This window comes from Sinomonas cyclohexanicum, assembly GCF_020886775.1.
Lineage (GTDB): Bacteria > Actinomycetota > Actinomycetes > Actinomycetales > Micrococcaceae > Sinomonas > Sinomonas cyclohexanicum.
Genome location: NZ_AP024525.1, coordinates 169,751 through 186,348, shown reverse-complemented (window position 1 = coordinate 186,348; position 16,598 = coordinate 169,751). Strand labels below are relative to the sequence as shown.

Annotated in this window: 14 protein-coding genes; 5 read left to right on the top strand and 9 right to left on the bottom strand. The window is 71.3% G+C overall.

Annotated elements, in window-relative coordinates:
- Nucleotides 1-195: 195 nt before the first annotated feature.
- From SCMU_RS00910 to SCMU_RS00900, 3 genes are all read left to right on the top strand, one after another.
- Complete coding sequence (locus tag SCMU_RS00910) at nucleotides 196-1,689, top strand: 4-hydroxyphenylacetate 3-hydroxylase N-terminal domain-containing protein (RefSeq protein ID WP_229231095.1); 1,494 nt, start codon at nucleotides 196-198, stop codon at nucleotides 1,687-1,689.
- 32 nt (nucleotides 1,690-1,721) lie between these two features.
- Complete coding sequence (locus tag SCMU_RS00905; RefSeq protein ID WP_229231094.1) at nucleotides 1,722-3,170, top strand: MmgE/PrpD family protein; 1,449 nt, start codon at nucleotides 1,722-1,724, stop codon at nucleotides 3,168-3,170.
- A gap of 67 nt (nucleotides 3,171-3,237) precedes the next feature.
- Nucleotides 3,238-4,386, top strand: a complete 1,149-nt coding sequence (locus SCMU_RS00900) for a flavin reductase (protein WP_229231093.1) — start codon at nucleotides 3,238-3,240, stop codon at nucleotides 4,384-4,386.
- 75 nt (nucleotides 4,387-4,461) lie between these two features.
- Here SCMU_RS00900 and SCMU_RS00895 read toward each other — a convergent pair whose 3' ends face one another.
- Complete coding sequence (locus tag SCMU_RS00895; protein ID WP_229231092.1) at nucleotides 4,462-5,544, bottom strand: zinc-binding dehydrogenase; 1,083 nt, start codon at nucleotides 5,542-5,544, stop codon at nucleotides 4,462-4,464.
- 96 nt (nucleotides 5,545-5,640) lie between these two features.
- Here SCMU_RS00895 and SCMU_RS00890 point away from each other — a divergent pair, with 96 nt between their 5' ends.
- On the top strand, nucleotides 5,641-6,732 hold the full coding sequence (locus SCMU_RS00890; RefSeq protein WP_229231091.1) for a Zn-dependent alcohol dehydrogenase: 1,092 nt from the start codon (nucleotides 5,641-5,643) through the stop codon (nucleotides 6,730-6,732).
- Nucleotides 6,733-6,861: 129 nt separating this feature from the next.
- Here SCMU_RS00890 and SCMU_RS00885 read toward each other — a convergent pair whose 3' ends face one another.
- From SCMU_RS00885 to SCMU_RS00870, 4 genes are read right to left on the bottom strand one after another with little or no spacing between them, the layout of a single operon-like run.
- Nucleotides 6,862-7,701, bottom strand: coding sequence for an ABC transporter ATP-binding protein (locus SCMU_RS00885; protein ID WP_229231090.1), 840 nt, complete (start codon nucleotides 7,699-7,701; stop codon nucleotides 6,862-6,864).
- A gap of 50 nt (nucleotides 7,702-7,751) precedes the next feature.
- A complete protein-coding gene (locus SCMU_RS00880) occupies nucleotides 7,752-8,588 on the bottom strand; it encodes an ABC transporter permease (RefSeq protein ID WP_229231089.1) in 837 nt (278 codons plus the stop codon).
- Nucleotides 8,581-9,357 carry an ABC transporter permease gene (locus tag SCMU_RS00875; RefSeq protein ID WP_229231088.1) on the bottom strand — a complete coding sequence of 259 codons (777 nt, stop codon included), beginning with the start codon at nucleotides 9,355-9,357 and terminating at the stop codon, nucleotides 8,581-8,583. Before SCMU_RS00875 ends, SCMU_RS00880 begins: the two co-directional genes overlap by 8 nt.
- A gap of 7 nt (nucleotides 9,358-9,364) precedes the next feature.
- On the bottom strand, nucleotides 9,365-10,369 hold the full coding sequence (locus SCMU_RS00870; RefSeq protein ID WP_229231087.1) for an ABC transporter substrate-binding protein: 1,005 nt from the start codon (nucleotides 10,367-10,369) through the stop codon (nucleotides 9,365-9,367).
- Between the two features lie 173 nt (nucleotides 10,370-10,542).
- Here SCMU_RS00870 and SCMU_RS00865 point away from each other — a divergent pair, with 173 nt between their 5' ends.
- A complete protein-coding gene (locus SCMU_RS00865) occupies nucleotides 10,543-12,033 on the top strand; it encodes an aldehyde dehydrogenase family protein (RefSeq protein WP_229231086.1) in 1,491 nt (496 codons plus the stop codon).
- Nucleotides 12,034-12,090: 57 nt separating this feature from the next.
- Here SCMU_RS00865 and SCMU_RS00860 read toward each other — a convergent pair whose 3' ends face one another.
- From SCMU_RS00860 to SCMU_RS00845, 4 genes are all read right to left on the bottom strand, one after another.
- Nucleotides 12,091-13,833 carry an FAD-dependent monooxygenase gene (locus SCMU_RS00860; protein ID WP_229231085.1) on the bottom strand — a complete coding sequence of 581 codons (1,743 nt, stop codon included), beginning with the start codon at nucleotides 13,831-13,833 and terminating at the stop codon, nucleotides 12,091-12,093.
- 5 nt (nucleotides 13,834-13,838) lie between these two features.
- Nucleotides 13,839-14,693 carry a fumarylacetoacetate hydrolase family protein gene (locus tag SCMU_RS00855; protein WP_229231084.1) on the bottom strand — a complete coding sequence of 285 codons (855 nt, stop codon included), beginning with the start codon at nucleotides 14,691-14,693 and terminating at the stop codon, nucleotides 13,839-13,841.
- A 125-nt stretch (nucleotides 14,694-14,818) separates the two neighbouring features.
- Entirely contained in the window at nucleotides 14,819-15,697 is an 879-nt protein-coding gene (locus SCMU_RS00850; RefSeq protein ID WP_229231083.1) for a VOC family protein, read from the bottom strand.
- Between the two features lie 100 nt (nucleotides 15,698-15,797).
- Nucleotides 15,798-16,487 (bottom strand): GntR family transcriptional regulator, encoded by a 690-nt coding sequence (locus SCMU_RS00845; RefSeq protein ID WP_229231082.1) that lies wholly within the window; start codon nucleotides 16,485-16,487, stop codon nucleotides 15,798-15,800.
- Nucleotides 16,488-16,598: the final 111 nt, after the last annotated feature.

Sequence of the window (16,598 nt, the reverse complement as noted above, 5' to 3'; positions counted from 1 at the left end):
CTGCGGGGAAAGGTGATCGGTCTCACCACAGGATGACACAGATCACGACCCAACAGAACATTGTGATCCTGAAAAAATATTCTTCCGCGATTCTGCAACTCTTTGCTTGCGGCCCCTTGCACCCCTTCCGTCAAGTTTGTAATCTTGACCACAGAATGCATTTTTGCCCAGCGGGCACGACACAAGGAGGTCACCGTGGCAGCACGGACCGGAGAGCAGTACCGAGCCGGACTCGCGGACTCGCGGGAGGTGTGGCTCGGCGACCATTGCATCGACGTCGTGACCCATCCGGCGTTCGCGGGATCGATCGCCGGCATGGCGGCGTACTTCGACTACCAGCACAAGTACTCGGACGACTGCCTCATGGTGGACCCGGAGACCGGCGAGGAGCACAACGTCTCGCTCCTGCGCCCGCGGACCGCCGGGGACATCGGCCGCCGCCACCGCGCCTTCGATCGCCTGGCCCGCTACTCGAACGGCATGCTCGGCCGCACCCCGGACTACGTCAACGTGGTCCTCGCCGGCCACGCGAGCCGCAAGGACATCTACGACCGCTCGGGCGACCCGGTCTACTTCGAGCGACTCGAGGCCTACTGGCGCCTCGTCCAGGAACGGGACCTCGCCCTCACCCACACGATCGTGCACGCAGCGATCGACAAGAGCGTCGGCGAGCTCCAGGGCATCAACGAGGACCTGACGCTGCGAGTCGTCGAGCGCACCGAGGCGGGCCTCGTGGTCCGCGGTGCCAAGATGCTCGCGACCCTCGGACCGATCGCCGACGAGCTGTACGTCTACCCGGCCGTGCCGATCCAGAAGGGCTACGAGGAGTACGCGCTGTCCTTCGCGATCCCGGTCGCGACGCCGGGCGTCGTGGCCGTGTGCCGCGACCACTACGGGGTCGACATGGACGTCGTGGACCGGCCGTTCTCCTCGCGCTTCGACGAGCAGGACGCCGTGATCATCTTCGACGACGTCCTCGTCCCGTGGGACCGCGTGTTCATCGACGGCGACCTGGGCGTGTACAACGCGATCAACGCTGCGACGGCCACCGGCAACACGCAGCAGCAGACCGCGATCCGTGCGTCCGTCAAGCTCGAGTTCGCCTACGACCTGTGCACCCAGATGGCCAAGGTGACCGGCACTGAGGGCAAGCCCGAGACGGCCTCGATGCTCGGCGAGATCTACTCGTACCTGCGCATCGCGCGCTCCGTCGTGGCCGACGCCGAGAACCGCGCCTCCGACTGGGGCGGCGGGGCGTTCTTCTGCCACGACGACATCTCGTCGCTGCGCACGGTCATGCCGGTCTGGATGGCCCGCGTCAACGACATCATCAAGTCCATGGGCTCGCACAATCTCCTCGCGACCCCGACCGCCCGCGCGTTCGAGGACCCGCGCCTCGGCCCGCTCCTGCGCAAGTACCTGCCCGGCGCCAACGGGATCGCCCCCGAGGAGCGCGCCCGGATCTTCCGCACCGCATGGGACTTCGCCGGCTCCGCCCTCGGCAGCCGGATCGAACTGTACGAACGCTTCTACCTCGGCTCCGTGGGCCGCGCCCGCGCCCTCGACCACAAGAAGGCCCAGGCCAGGGGCGAGACCGGCGCGTACGCGGCGATGTTCGCCGAGGCGGGCATCGAGCCCGTCCCCGCGGCCCCCGACGAGCTCGACGACCTCGCCACCACGACCGCCTGACCCCGCTCCCCCACCACTGGAAGGAGACGACCATGACCGCGCCCGCCCAATCCGACACCGCGCCATCCCCGGCGCCCCCGGACACGACGCCCGACTGCGCCCTTGCCGCCCGCGCGCAGCTCACCTCGCGCCTGGCCTCCCACGTGGCGGCCACCAGCCCGGGTGAGATCCCCGCGGAGGCCCGCGAGCGCGCCGTCGTGCGCCTCGTGGACGCGGTGGGCTGCGCTCTCGCGGGGCACCGCGCGCCGGGGGCGGCCGAGCTCGTGGCGCTCGCCGCGGACTGGGGCGGCCGGCCGGACGCGCGCATCCCCGGCACCGCCGTGAGGGTGCCGGCGCGCACCGCCGCGTGGGCGGCCAGCGTCCTGACCCGCACGTTCGACTTCGAGCCCGTGAGCGCCGAGGGCCCCGGCGGGCAGGAGGTCGCCGCGCACATCACGGGGACCACGGTCCCGGTGGCGCTCGCGGAGGCGGAGCGGCGCGGGGCGACCGGCTCCGAACTGCTCGACGCGCTCGTCCTCGCGGACGACGTGACGGCACGGCTCGCCGTCGGCAGCAGCTTCGACGTGTACTCCGGCCAGGACAACACCGGAACCGTCAACGGCATCGGCGCGACGGCCCTGGCCGCGCGGCTCGCCGGGCTCGGCGAGCGCGGGCTCGTGGACGCGTGGGGCCTCGCGGTCCAGCAGCTCGGCGGATCCGTGGCCCCGATCTTCGACCACGCGCCCGCGTTCCGGCTGCCGATGGCGTTCGCCGCGCAGGCGGGCGTGACCGCCGTCGAGCTCGCGGCGATCGGGTACCGCGGCGAAGACGACCCGCTCGCGGGCCGCTTCGGCTTCCTCGACCGGTTCTGCGCGGACCCGCGGCCCGAGCTCATGCTCGAGCGGCTCGGCGAGGTGTTCTGCGGCGACCGCGTCATCAAGCCGTGGAGCTCGTGCCGCGCAAGCCACCCGAGCCTCGACGCCGCCGCTCGGCTGCACGCCCGCGGTGTGCGCCTCGAGGACGCCGCCCGCGTCCGCATCCACGTCACGCCGCGCACCGCAGCCGGGTTCGTGGGCGCCGAGTGGGCCCCCGGCCGGACCCCCGAGGTCGACGCCGCGTTCAGCCTCCGCTTCACGGCCGTCGCGGCGCTCGCGCACGGGAACGTGCGGCCCGAGCACCTGCTCGGCGCCGGCGACCCGGCGCTGGGCGCGGCCGCGGCCGCCGTCGAGATCGTCCCCTCGCTCGCCCCGGGCGAGTACCTCACCGCCGAGGTCGAGGTCCTCACGCACGACGGCGCGACGTTCCGCGAGCGCGTCGACGCGCCGCTCGGGGACCGGCACCACACCCCGCTCACGCCGGCCCAGGTCGAGGGGAAGTTCCTCGCGAACGCCGAGTTCGCGGGCCTTCCCGCCGACCGGGCCCGCCGAGCCCTGCACCTCGCGCTGGACCTCGCCGACGCGCCCGGCGTCGGGCGGCTCCTCGACGCGATCACGCTCCCGTGACCGGCGTTGCCGCGGCGCTGCCTCGGCGTAGCCTCATCAACCGAAATCCTGTCCCAAGGAGGACACCATGACCGCCCAGCCCCTCACCGCCGACGGCCCCGTCGTCGATCCCGTCGTGTTCCGCAACGTCGTCGGGCACTTCGCCTCCGGCGTCACGGTCATCACGGCCGTCGTGGACGGCAAGCCGTACGGCACGACGGCCTCAGCCGTCTCCTCGCTCTCGATGGAGCCCCCCATGATGCTCGCGTGCCTCAACCGCTCCTCGTCGACGCACGACCGCGTGGTCGAGGCCGGCGTGTTCGGCATCAACATCCTCGCCGAGGACCAGGCGGCGCTCGCGTTCCAGTTCGGCCGCAAGGGCGGTGACAAGTTCGAGGGCGTGGGCTACACGATCTCCGAGAACGGGGTCCCGCTGCTCGACGGTGCGCTCGCGACGATCGAGTGCCGGATCGCAGAGACGGCCACGGGCGGCACCCACACGGTGTTCCTCGGCCTCGTGGCCGAGGCGAGCGCCGCAGACCGGCAGCCGCTCGCGTACTACCGCGGCACGATGGGCCGCCTCGAGCGGGTCCTCGAGGTCAAGGCGTACGACGGCGTGCGCGACTGGGTGCTCAAGCGCCGCACCCCGCTCGGCTCGGTCCTGGACCCTGTGGCCATCGGCGAGGCGATCCGCTCCGAGCCCGAGCAGGTGCAGAACGCGCTCGTGAAGCTCACCGCCGAGGGACTCGTGTCCCGCAACGATGAGGGACTGCTCGAGCCTCAGCCCATCACCGCCCAGACGACCGACGCCGCCTACGACGGCCGCGCGACCATTGAGTCCGGCGTCATCGCCTCCCATCTGCGCCGGCTCACCGATGGCGACGTCGCGGAGCTGCGCCGGATCGTCTCCGAGCTCGAGGCGCTGCGCGCCGAGGAGGCGGGCGACCTCGACGCGTTCCTCGCCCTCAACGTCGCGTACCACGACCGGCTCGTGTCGGTGGCCGGATCCGCGGCCCTCGCGGACGCCTTCCGCCGCCTCGGCATCGGGACGGTGTGGCGCCAGGCCCTGACTGCCGAGGAGTGGTCGCGCCAGCTCGAGACGGGCCATGTCCGCGACCTCACGGAGGCCCTGGCCGCCCGCGATGTCGACGCAGCGCAGGAGGCCCTCGCCGCGCACACGGCGTTCGGCAAGAAGCTCGCGCGCGACGTCATCGCCCGGCACGGCGGAACCGTCTGACACCGCGGCGGAAGGGCACCGGGGGCAGGACGCGAACGGCGTCCTGCCCCTTTCCCCGTCCCAGGCGCTTCCCTTTCAGAAAGTGATGACCAACCGCGCGATCGCGCCGGTCTCCTGCCGCGCGTAGGCGTCATTGATCTCGTCAAGGCCCACACGGGCGGAGACGAGGTCGTCGAGGTTGAGCCGGCCCTGGAGGTACAGGTCCGCGTAGAACGGGATATCCCTGCGCGGGTCGGTGGACCCCATGTAGACGCCGCGGAACGTGCGCTGGCCCATGAGCAGGTCCCGCATGACGTCAATGTCGAGCGGCGCGCCCTGCGGGATGCCGATGAAGTTCACGGACCCGCCTGTACGGGTCAGGCCGATCGACTGGCGCTGGGTCGTCGCGAGGCCGATCGCCTCGAACACGTGGTGCGCGCCGCCGTCGGTCGCGTCCCGGACCGCCGCGGGGACGTCGCCCGCGGAGGCGTCCACCACGTGGGTCGCCCCGAAGCGGCGGGCGAGCCCGAGCTTGGCCGGCTGCAGGTCGATGCCGACGACGGCGCGTGCTCCAGCAAGCGCCGCGCCCTGCACCACGTTCAGGCCGACCCCGCCGAGCCCGACCACGGCGACCGTCTCCCCGGCCCGCACGCCCGCACTGTTGAGCACCGCGCCCACGCCGGTCGAGACGGCGCAGCCGAGCACCGCGGCCTGCGCGAACGGGATCCCTGAGGGGACCTTGACGAGCTTGTTGCGGTGCAGGATGGTCCGCTCCGCAAAGCCGGCGACCCCGAACGAGGTGACCGGCTCGCCGTCGCGCGTGAGGCGGGCGGGCGCGCCGGCCGGGCGTCGGGCCGCGCCGGGGTCGAGGCAGCGGAAGGGCGCCCCGCCCCGGCACTCGCGGCACACGCCGCAGAAGTCGACCTCGGTGGCCACCACACGGTCGCCGACCGCGAGGTCCCGCACGCCCTCGCCCACGTCGACGACCGTCCCGGCCATCTCGTGCCCAGCCACCATCGGCACGGGCCGCCCCCTGTCCACGGACGCGACGAGGTAGTCGGAATGGCACAGGCCCGCGGCCGCGACCTCCACGAGCACCTCGTCCCGGAGCGGCCGCCCGATGGCGAGCTCCTCGATGTCGAACGTGCCGTCCAGCCGATTGATGACCGCTGCCCTCATGGTTCCTCCGTCCGCCCGAACGGGCTGTAGATATTGCAGATCATTATTGATTATATTTTTCTATATTGACTATGTCACAGAATCCTGGAGGAACCCATGCGCGCAGCAGTGATCGAAGCCGTCGGCGGCCCGTTCGAGATCGTGGACGTTCGGATCGACAGCCCCGGCCCGGGCGAGGTGCTCATCGACGTGCGTGCTTCGGGCCTGTGCCGCTCCGACCTGCACGTCGCGACGACCGACGCCGGCTTCCCGATGCCCGCGGTCCTCGGGCACGAGGTCGCCGGCATCGTCGCGGCAGTCGGCGAGGATGTCGCGGACGTCGCGGTGGGCCAGCACGTCGTGACGTCGCCGATCCATTCGTGCGGGACCTGCCGGGCGTGCCTCACGGGCCGCCCGTACCAGTGCGCGCGCTCCTCGGCGACATCACGCGCGCAGGGCACGACGCCGCGCCTCAGCCTCGGCGGGCGGCCGCTCACCCAGTTCATCGGCGTCGGCGGATTCGCCGAGCAGGTCCTCGTGCACGCGACGAACGTCGTCGCGGTCCCCGAGGAGATCCCGTTCGACCGGGCGGCCCTGCTCGGCTGCGGGGTCGTCACCGGCGCCGGCGCGGCAGTCAACACGGCCGGCGTCCGCCCCGGCGACACGGTCGCCGTGCTCGGCTGCGGCGGCGTCGGCCTCAACGTGATCCAGGGCGCAGCGCTGGCGGGCGCGGAGCGGATCATCGCCGTCGACCTCGACCCGGCCAAGCTCGAGCTCGCCCAGACGTTCGGCGCGACGGACACGGTGGACCCGGCCGTGGGCGACTCGGTGGCGCAGGTCCACGAACTCACCCGGGGCGGCGTGACCCACGCGTTCGAGGCGATCGGGCTCAAGCAGACGTCCGAGCAGGCGCTCGCGATGCTCGAGATCGGCGGGACCGCATACCTGATCGGCGTCCACCAGCCCGGCCGGACCATCGAGGTGACCCCGTTCGGGGACCTCCTCGGCAAGCAGAAGGGCCTGCGCGGCGTCGCGATGGGCTCGACGAACCTCAAGGTGGACATCCCGATGTACGCCCGCCTGTACCTCCAGGGCCGCTTCAGGCTCGATGAGCTCGTCTCGCACCGGATCGGCCTCGGCGAGATCGACCGCGGCTACGAGCTCCTCCGCGCGGGCGGCGTGGCCCGCAGCGTCATCACGGACTTCTGAGCCGGGCGCCGGAGGCGCAGAAACAGAAGGCGCACAAACAGGAGGCGCCGAAACAGAAGGCGCAGCGGAGGGGCCGGGTCGAATTGACCCGGCCCCTCCGCTGCGCCCAAGTGCGCGTCTCTCGAGGCGTCAGTCCTTCCGCAGCCGGTGCATGATGCGGGCGCGGGCCTCGGCGAAGCGCGGGTCGGCCTTCGTCTCGAGCTGGTCGCGCTGGTCGCCGAACCCGGTCTCGATGACGTCCACGACCATTGCGGGCTTGTTCGCGATGACCACGACCTTGTCCGCGAGGTAGAGGGCCTCGTCGATGTCGTGCGTGACGAGGAGGATCGTCACGCCGAGCTCCTGCTGGAGGTTCAGGACGAGGTCCTCGAGGTCGAACCGGGTCTGCGCGTCGACCGAGGCGAACGGCTCGTCCATGAGCAGGACCTTCGCCTCGTACGCGAGCGCCCGGGCGATCGCGACGCGCTGCTGCATGCCGCCGGACATCTCCCAGGGATACTTGTGGCCCTGGCCGGCAAGGCCCACCGCCGTGAGGTTCTTCTCGGCCGCGGCGTTCCGCTCGGCCTTGCCCATGCCCTTGCCCTGGAGGGGGAAGGCGATGTTCTCGAGCGTCGTCATCCAGGGCATGAGCGAGCGGCTGTAGTCCTGGAACACCACCGCGAGGTCCGGGTGGGGCCCGTCGATGACGTCACCGGAGACCGTGATGGTGCCCGACTGCGGCCGGATGAGCCCGGACAGGCAGCGCAGGAGGGTCGTCTTGCCGACCCCCGACGGGCCTACGATCGCGACGAACTCGCCGGCGGCGATGTCGAGGTCGAGGTCGGCGAGGATCGGGTTGAACGAGGCGCCGGCGCCGTAGCTCATGCTGAGCCCGCGCACCGTCATCACGTCCCCATCACGCGCCGGCGCCTGCTGCGCGCGGGCCGACAGGACGGTGGCGTCCTGGACGGGCTGGTCCTGGATGGTCATGGGAACTCCTGGGGTGGCTTGAGACCGAGGTGAGGTGGACGGCGTCGTGCTCATTGGGCGCCCGAGGCGTGGTACCAGCGCAGGACGCGGCGCTCGACGAGGACGAACAGCATCGAGAGGATGTAGCCCACGACGCCGACGAGCAGCGCGCCCGCCCACGTCTCGGGCACCTGGAACGTAGCCGAGGAATTGAGGATGTAGAAGCCGAGGCCCTCGGTCGAGGCGAACATCTCGGACACGACCATGACCGTGATGCCGATCGGCAGGGCCACGCGGATGCCGGCCATGATCTGCGGAAGCGCCGCCGGGAGGACGACCCGGCGGAAGTACAGCCCGCGTGGGATCCGGTATACTCGCGCGAACTTGCGCACGGTGGGCTCGACGCCGAGCACGCCGTCGATCGTGTTCAGCAGCACGGGCCACAGGCACGCGAATGCGATGGTGCCCACCTTGGGCCCCTGGCCGATCCCGAACGTGCCGATGATGAGCGGGACGAGCGCGGCCTGCGGGATCGAGCGGAAGAAGTGGATGATCGGGTCTACGACGTCGCGCAGCCACTTCGCCTCCCCCAGCAGGATGCCGAGGGCGATCCCCACGACGATGGCGATCGCGAGGCCCCCGAACAGGTTCCCGAGGGAGTACGCGGCCCCGGCCGCGATGACCCCGTTGCCGAGGTCCCTCATGAGGGCCTGGAGGATCGTCTGCAGCGGTGGGATGAAGAAGTTCGCGCTCTTCGCGGTCGCGAACCACCACGCGGCCGCGACGACCACGATCAGCCACGAGCCCTGGATGATCGCTCCGCCCAGGGTGGGCCGGGAGCGGCGGGGGCGGCGCGGCGTCGTGCGCGCGGGACGCGAACCGGCGGCGCGGAGCGTGGTGCTAGTCATCGATCTGCCTCTTCCAGGTCAGCGCACGGGCCTCGACCTTGTGCAGGAGCACCGCGAGGGTCCACCCGACGAAGCCCGTGAACAGCAGGTACGCGAAGGCGAGGTCCCAGCTCGCGTTCTGCTGCATGAGGGTGATCTGGCGCCCGATGCCGGGGGCCTGGGAGATGACCTCGACGCCGACGGCGACGAGGATCGAGATGGCCGAGGAGATCCGCACGCCGGTCGCGATGAACGGCAGCGCGCCGGGGAGCAGGACGCGGCGGAATCGCAGGAGTGGCGGGATCCGGAACACCGCGACAGTGTCCGCGACCGCGGCCTCCTGGCGCCGCGCGCCGTAGGTCGTCTGGATGAGGATCGGCCACAGCGCGCTGAGCGCGACCACCACGATCTCCATGCGGGTGTTCGATCCCAGGAGCATGATGACCACTGGCATGAGCGCGAGGACGGGGAACGAGCGGCCGAAGTCGATGAGGATCGAGGTGGAGCGGTCAAGGAACCGGATCGAGCCGATGAGCAGGCCGAGCACCACCCCGGCCACGGTCGCGATGAGCCACCCGGCGAGGGCCGCGAGGAGCGTCCCGCCGAGGGCCTGCCAGAACACGGGGTTCACGAGCGAGGCCACGGCCGCGGCCGCGACGGCGCCGACGCCGGGCACCATCGAAGGCACCAGGCCGGCGGCGACGATCACCTGCCACACCGCGAGCAGGACGCCGATCGCGAGCACGCGCTGGGCCAGCAGCCACGCACCGTTGGTCGAGAGGCGGGTCATGGTCGGCTCACTTGCCTGCCGCGGCACGCTGCGGGGCCTGGTCCCACAGGATGTCCTTGACCGAGACGGCCTTCGTCAGGAGGCCGAAGTGGTTCATGGCGTCCACGCCGTCCTGGGCCTCCTTGACGTTGAACGCCACGTCCGCCTTGAAGAGCGCCGTGGGCGACTTGGAGATGTCCGTCTGGTTGACGTCCGCGTTGACCTTGCGCACAGCCTCGAGGTTGGCCGGGTCATCGAAGTACGAGACGGCCGCGGTCATGGCGTCGTCGAACTTCTTCGCGGTCGCAGAATTCTGGGCGAGCCACTGCTGGGTTGTGGTCCACACCGTCACGGGCATGTTGGCCTGGAACTCGCGCACCGGGTTCGAGATGCTCGCGTAGCCGGCCGAGATCATCTGGTGGTAGAACGCATCGGCGGGGACGACGGCGTCGACCGTGTTCCGCTCGAGCGCGGCCTGCATGCCGGCGTACGGGATCGCGACCTCCTTGACCGAGTTCACGTCGACGCCGGCCGCTTCAAGGGCCTGGAGGACGGGGATGTCGCCGCCGGACTTGACGCCCACGACGCCGATGGTCTTGCCCGCGAGGTCCTTGAGGCTCTTGACGGACGAGCCCTTCGAGACGAGGACGCCCGAGTTGTCCGCCTTCGGGTCGACGATGCCGTTGCCGCCGATCACCTTGACCGGCACGCCCTTGGCGGCCGAGGTCGCGACGTTGATCCACGAACCGATGGCGATGTTGACGTCGCCCGAGACCACCTGCGCGAGGAGCGCGGCCGGGTCGGCGCCGCGGACGATCTCGACGTCGAGGCCCTGCTTGGCGAAGAAGCCCTGCTGCTGGGCGATGTAAGCGGTCTCGAACTGGATCGGGGCGACCGCGATCTTGAGCTTGGTGGTCCCACCGCTCGCGGCGGACTGGGCGTCACCGCCGCACGCGGCGAGCCCGAGGGACGCGCTGGCGGCGATGGCGACGACGGCCGCGCTGCGGGCCAGGAACGTGCGTCGAGTGAACATGTGGTGTCTCCTGCGTGATTCGGCGGCGTTGCCGCATCGGGTGCTGGGAAGGGCGGAACCCGGGTTCTCTGCGGACCATGTGCATCATCCGCTTAAGAATGTATTTCTCTATTAGCAATGTATCTTCGCTACGATGATGTTGCAAGAGTCACATGTCTCGAGGAAGAGGTCCCATGACTGCCACCGCTACTGACACCGCCCGCCCCGCGCTGCTCGACGCGCCCCTGCGCCTGTTCATCGACGGCGAGTTCACGGTCGGCAGGGGCGGCGACTTCACCGTCGTCGACCCCTCGACGGGCAAGGCACTGGCAGAGACGACGCTCGCATCCGCCGAGGATGTCGACCGCGCGGTACGGGCGGCCCGCGCCGCGTTCGACGACGGCCGCTGGTCCCGCCTCGCGCCCGCCGCCCGCGCGGCGCGGCTGCACCGCCTCGCGGACCTGCTCGAGCAGAACCTCGACGAGCTCGCGCTCCTCGAGTCGCTCAACTGCGGCAAGCCGCTCGCGATCGCCCGGGACTTCGAGATCCGCCAGGGCATCGAGATCCTCCGGTACCAGGCCGGCTGGGCCACCAAGCTGAACGGCGAGACCCGCGACGTGTCCCTGCCCGGCACGTGGCACGCCTACACGCTGCGCCAGCCGCTCGGCGTCGCCGGCCTGATCGTGCCGTGGAACGTGCCGTTCACGCTTGCGCTGTCCAAGGTGGCCCCGGCGCTCGCGGCGGGCTGCACGGCCGTGCTCAAGCCGGCCGAGCTCACGCCGCTGACGGCGGTGCGGCTCGCCGAGCTCGCGCTGGAGGCGGGGATCCCGGCGGGCGTGCTCAACGTGGTCCAGGGCCTCGGGCCCGTTGCCGGGCAGGCCCTGGCCGAGCACCCGCTCGTGGACAAGATCTCCTTCACCGGCTCGACCGCCGTGGGCCAGCACCTGCTCCGCACCGTCTCGCACAGCCTCACGCGGATCAGCCTGGAGCTCGGCGGCAAGTCCCCCGTGGTCATCTTCGACGACGCCGACCTCGCCCAGGCGGTTCCCGGCGCCGCGCAGGCCATCTTCGCCAACGCGGGCCAGGTGTGCGCCGCGGGTTCGCGACTGTACGTGCACGAGAAGGTCGCGGATGACGTCGTGGCCGGGATCGCGCGGATCGCGGAGGGCCTGCGGATCGGTGCCGGCACTGCCGAAGGCACCCAGCTCGGTCCGCTCATCTCCGAGGCCCAGCGCGAGCGCGTCCTCGGGTACGTCCGCGAGGGGCTCGCGGACGGTGCCGAGCTCGTCACGGGCGGCGCCGCGGCCGACGGCGCGGGCTTCTTTGTGCGCCCGACCGTGCTCCGCACCGACTCGCCATCCCTCTCCGTGGTGCGCGAGGAGATCTTCGGCCCGGTCCTCGTGGTGCAGACGTTCTCCGACGAGGACACGATCGAGGACGTCGTGGCCCGCGCCAACGACTCCGACTATGGGCTCAACTCGATCGTGTGGACCCGGGACCTGAGCCGGGCGCTGCTCTTCGCCGAGCGCGTCAAGGCCGGGAACGTCCGCGTCAACACCCCCGCGGGCATGGACGCGAGCCTGCCGTTCGGCGGATTCAGGATGTCCGGCTGGGGCCGGGAGAACGGCCGCGAGGGCATCGAGGCGTACACGGAGCTGAAGACGGTGACCGTCCGGCTCGCCTGACGACACCGCGCGCGACGGCGGCCGCCCGCCGTCGCGCGCTCCGCTGCCTGCGCCCGGCTACCGCACTGCCGCCGCGGCCACGGCGAAGTGCTCCGCCATCCCTGGCAGCGCGTCCGCGAGCGCCCCATAGACGCCCGCGCGTCCACCGGGCGCCACGACGGCGGCGATATACCGGTCGGGCCGGATGAGGAGCTCGTGGCCGCCGGCGGCGTCGAGCACAGCGGCGTCAACTGCGCCGGCCACCGTGCGCACCGCGACAGGCGCCTGCCCCGGGCGCGTCACTGACAGCTGCCCCGGCCCGGTCACGGCGATCCACGCGAAGCCCCGCCCGAGCACGGAGTCGAGTTTCACGACCGCGCCGCCCTCCGCCGGCACCACGTCCGGCTGCGGCAGCGCCCGCCCGAGCAGGTCCGCGGCAGGCGCCGGAACCGCCGGCGCCACGGGGACCCCGAGCCCCTCGTGGTACCGCGGCTGCCGCAGGAACTTCATCGTCGTGAGCCAGGTCTTGACGCTCGGCACGATCCCGAGCGCGGGGATCACCGCGTCGCGTACCGCGCACACGAGCGGGTTGGTGCTCATGACGATCGACCCAATCCGCTTCGACAGCCGCACCATCTCTCCCGCGTGGGGCTTGCGCTCGCTCTCGTAGGAGTCGAGCAGCGCCTCCCCCGCGCGCCCGTGCACGGCCTCGGCCACGCGCCACGCGGCCGCGGCGGCGTCGCGGAGCCCGGCGTTGAGGCCCTGGCCGGCGAACGGCGGCATGAGGTGCGCGGCGTCGCCCGCGAGGAGCACGCGCCCGTCGCGCCACCGTGCCGCGAGCCGCTGCTGCGCCGTGTACACGGCCGCGCGCCGCACCCGGAGCCGGCCGACGTCCTGGTGCTCTCCCACGAGTGCGCGGATCGACTCGGCCGAGAGCATGGCGGCCTCGTCCTCGCCCGGGTGCAGCATGAACTCGTACCGGCGCCGCCCGTGGACGCCGGGCACGACGACAACCGGCCGCCGACCGTTGCAGTGGAACGATGCGTACGGCTCGCCCTCGCCCGCGTCGAGCAGGTCGACGACGATCCACTTCTCGACCTGGGTCGACCCCTCGAGCCCGATCCCGAGCGCCTTCCGTGCGAAGCTGCGCCCGCCGTCGCAGGCGACGAGCCACTGTGCCCGGAACGTCACCGCCGTGGGCGAGGACGCGGCGTCGTCCGCAGCGGTCCCCTCCGACGACGGCGCGCCGCCGCCCACGTGGACCACGTCACCTCCCCCGGCGGCGGACTCCGCGGCGAACGCGGCGTCCTGGGCAAGGTCTCCGCGGAAGCCCTCGCTGCGCGGCCCGCGACGCACGGCCTCGAGCTGGACGCCGCTGGCGGACTGCGCCAGGCCCGTCGCCTCGGTGCCGAAATGCATCACGATCCCGGGGCGGGCGGCCGCGGCCTTCCAGAGGAGGCCCTCCATGACGGGCTGGTCGAACTGGCTCTTGCCAGGCTGGCCGAGGCGCTGACGCGGCGGCCGGACCTCGGCGAGCACCTGCCCGCGTCGACCCGTGTAGCGCGCGCCCGTGTCCAGGAGCGTCTCGGAGGCCAGCTCGCGCAGGACGCCGAGCTGCTGCATGATGCGCAGCGACTCGTCCGTGACGCTGATGGCGCGGGGCTCGTCGCCGGTGCCGGGGTGCTGCTCGACGACCGCGACGGTCAGTCCGGCGTCGGCCATGAGGCACGCGGCGGTGAGCCCGGTGGGGCCGGCGCCTAGCACGACGACGTCGGCTTCCACGCGCTCCTCGGCGCGTCCCGGGGTGGCTGGCTCGCTCATGGCACTCAGGCGTCCAGGGCCACGGTGTTGGTGAGCGTGCCGAGGCGGGTGATCTCGACCTCGACGACGTCACCGGGAGACAGGAAGCCCTTGGGCTCCATGAACAGGCCCACACCGCCCGGTGTCCCCGTGACGACAACGTCCCCCGCGGAGAGCTTGGTCCATGCGGTGAGGTACTCGATGATCTGCGGGATCGAGAAGTACAGGTCCGCGACTGACGCGCTCTGGCGGACCTCGCCGTTGACGCGGGTCTCGAGCTTGAGCTCGTCGACGCTTCCGAGGTCCGCTGCGGGGACGAGGTAGGGGCCGAACGCGCCCGTCCCCGGGAAATTCTTGCCCGGGGTCCACTGGGTCGCGGCGAGCTGCCAGTCTCGCACCGAGAAGTCGTTGTAGGCGGCGTACCCGGCCACGTAGCCCCACGCGTCGTCGGCGCTGACGCGATAGGCGTCCTTGGCGATGACGAGGGCCATCTCGCCCTCGTAGTCATACTGGGTGGTCGAGGTGGGCATGAGCGCCGGGGCGTTGTGGCCCATCTGGGAGTCGGCGAAGCGGATGAAGACCGTCGGGGCCTTCTGGTTCGTCCTGCCGGTCTCCTGCTGGTGGCTCACGTAGTTCACGCCGATGCACAGGACCTTGCCGGGCTCGGTGATCGGCGGCAGGAGGGCGACGTCGGCCTCGTCGAACGCCGGGGCCTCGCGTACCTGCTCCTCGGCGAGCGTGCCGAAGCGGCCGTCCGCGACGAGGTCCTTGAGGGTCTCGGCGACGTTCGCGCCGGTCGGGCCGAGGTCGTGGACGCGGCCGTCGAGGGCAACGCCCCAGGTCGCGGCGCCGTCGGGGGTCGTGAAGGAGACGTAGTTCATGGGAAGCCTTTCGTGGGAGGTGAGTGTCAGTGAGCTGTGCGCATCAGCGGGCGGGACGTGTCAGCGGGCGGTGCGGCGGCGCCGTCGTGCGTGTGCGGCCGGGAGCGCGGGTCAGAAGCGCGCGGTCAGAAGCGGTGGTCGACCGGCGGGATCCCGAACGTGCGGAAGTCGTCGGGGCGCCGGTCGGACCACATGTTGTACCAGTTGTCGTCCTGGCCCCAGATGACGGGCTCTCGGTCGTTGTCGTAGATCTGCTCGAGGTCCGTGTAGAGCTCGACGACGGCGCCCGAGGACTCGACGTAGTACGCGGCGATGTTGTGGCCCGCGCCGTGGCGGACCGGGCCCCAGATGAGCTCGCGGCCCTTGCGGTTGAGGCGGTCGCCGAGCTTCGCGAGGTCCCCGACCGACTGGGTGTGCCACGCGTGGTGGTGGAAGGTGCCGCGGCCCTTGATGAGCGCGATCCCGTGGTGGTCAGGGTTGCACCGCATGAAGTACGCGAAGTCGTCCCCGATCACGTCGGAGAGGCGGAAGTCGAACACGCGCGAGAGGAACTTCATCATCCCCGTGACGTCCTGCGGGTGGAAGTTGATGTGCCCGTAGCGGTCGGGCCCGAACGAGAGCGCGCCCGGATCCGACTTCTGCATGCCGGTGTAGACCTCGAAGATCCAGCCCTCGGGGCCCACGAACGCGAAGCCGTCCGCGACGCCGGCGCTGATCGGGCGCTCGGAGAGGACCGGCAGGTTCTCGGCCTCGACCCGGCGGCGGACCTCGGCGAGGGCGTCGCCGTTGCGGGCGATCAGGCCCAGGGCGTGGATGCCGTTGCGGCTCGACTCGACGTAGACGAGCTCGTGGTGCACGGCGTTCGCGGCCAGGTAGACGCTGCCGTCAGAGGTGCGCTCGGTGACCCTGAGGCCCAGCAGCTCAGTGGCGTCGGCCACCGATGCGGCCAGGGCCGTGGTCTGGATGGCCACGTGGCCCATCTCGCTGATCAGTCCCCAGGACATGCGCGCTCCTTCGCTCGGCCGTCATCGGCGTTCTGAGGAACACACTATCCCAAAGATTTTGCATTATCCAGTGATAGTGCAAAATAGCTGCTGCCGGGACCTAACCGACCCTGAGGCCGACCTCCCCCGCGCTGCGGATCGCCGCCATGGTGGTCTGGTAGTGCGCGCGCAGGAGCGCGGCCGTGAGTCGCGGATCCCGGGCCAGGGCGGCCGCGAGGATGTCGCGGTGCTCCTGCTCGACATCGCGGTCCGCGTTGCGCGTGGCGACGCCTGCCCAGCGGCCGTAGAGTTGGCTGAGGTCGGAGAGCACCGACGTGAGGTCGATCAGCACCGGGACCCCGCACGCCTCGACGAGCTTCGCGTGGAACGCCTGATGCGCCTCGTTCCAGGCCTCGGTGTGGATGTCCGGGTCTACGGTGTCGCGGCGCTGGGTCCGCGCGAGGGTGTGGTGGGCGGCGATGAGCTCGGACTCCCAGTCCAGGGTGCCGCGCTCGATCGCGAGCCGCGCCGCAAGCTCCTCGTTGACGCAGCGCATCTCGGTGATGTCCTCGAGCTCGGACAGCGAGAGTTCGGGGACGAAGAATCCGCGGTTCGGGCGCAGCTGCACGAGCCGGTCCCCCACGAGCCGCGTGAGCGCCTCGCGAACCACGGTGCTGCTTGTCTCGTAGTGCTGCGACAGGGCGGTGAGCTGCAGCTTCGCTCCCGGGCTCCAGCGCCCGGCCAGGATGTCACGGCGCAGCGCATCGTGGAGGTGCTTCGAGAGGGTCTCGGCGTCGGTCTTCTTGGCCATGCCGCAAATTGTACCAAGCTAGAGATTCAATATAACGATGCATTAAATGCACTGTGGATGGGAGCGGCACGGGATCGCCCCCGACCGCTCGGCGCCGCCTCGGCGAGCACG

Bases quoted from the DNA above. Each gene is read 5' to 3' on its own strand.
- SCMU_RS00890 (WP_229231091.1), top strand. From the start codon at position 5,641: ATGCGCGCAGCAGTGATCGAAGCCGTCGGCGGCCCGTTCGAGATCGTG.
- SCMU_RS00875 (WP_229231088.1), bottom strand. From the start codon at position 9,357: ATGACCCGCCTCTCGACCAACGGTGCGTGGCTGCTGGCCCAGCGCGTG.
- SCMU_RS00880 (WP_229231089.1), bottom strand. From the start codon at position 8,588: ATGACTAGCACCACGCTCCGCGCCGCCGGTTCGCGTCCCGCGCGCACG.
- SCMU_RS00900 (WP_229231093.1), top strand. From the start codon at position 3,238: ATGACCGCCCAGCCCCTCACCGCCGACGGCCCCGTCGTCGATCCCGTC.
- SCMU_RS00905 (WP_229231094.1), top strand. From the start codon at position 1,722: ATGACCGCGCCCGCCCAATCCGACACCGCGCCATCCCCGGCGCCCCCG.
- SCMU_RS00860 (WP_229231085.1), bottom strand. From the start codon at position 13,833: ATGAGCGAGCCAGCCACCCCGGGACGCGCCGAGGAGCGCGTGGAAGCC.
- SCMU_RS00855 (WP_229231084.1), bottom strand. From the start codon at position 14,693: ATGAACTACGTCTCCTTCACGACCCCCGACGGCGCCGCGACCTGGGGC.
- SCMU_RS00885 (WP_229231090.1), bottom strand. From the start codon at position 7,701: ATGACCATCCAGGACCAGCCCGTCCAGGACGCCACCGTCCTGTCGGCC.
- SCMU_RS00850 (WP_229231083.1), bottom strand. From the start codon at position 15,697: ATGTCCTGGGGACTGATCAGCGAGATGGGCCACGTGGCCATCCAGACC.
- SCMU_RS00870 (WP_229231087.1), bottom strand. From the start codon at position 10,369: ATGTTCACTCGACGCACGTTCCTGGCCCGCAGCGCGGCCGTCGTCGCC.
- SCMU_RS00895 (WP_229231092.1), bottom strand. From the start codon at position 5,544: ATGAGGGCAGCGGTCATCAATCGGCTGGACGGCACGTTCGACATCGAG.
- SCMU_RS00845 (WP_229231082.1), bottom strand. From the start codon at position 16,487: ATGGCCAAGAAGACCGACGCCGAGACCCTCTCGAAGCACCTCCACGAT.
- SCMU_RS00865 (WP_229231086.1), top strand. From the start codon at position 10,543: ATGACTGCCACCGCTACTGACACCGCCCGCCCCGCGCTGCTCGACGCG.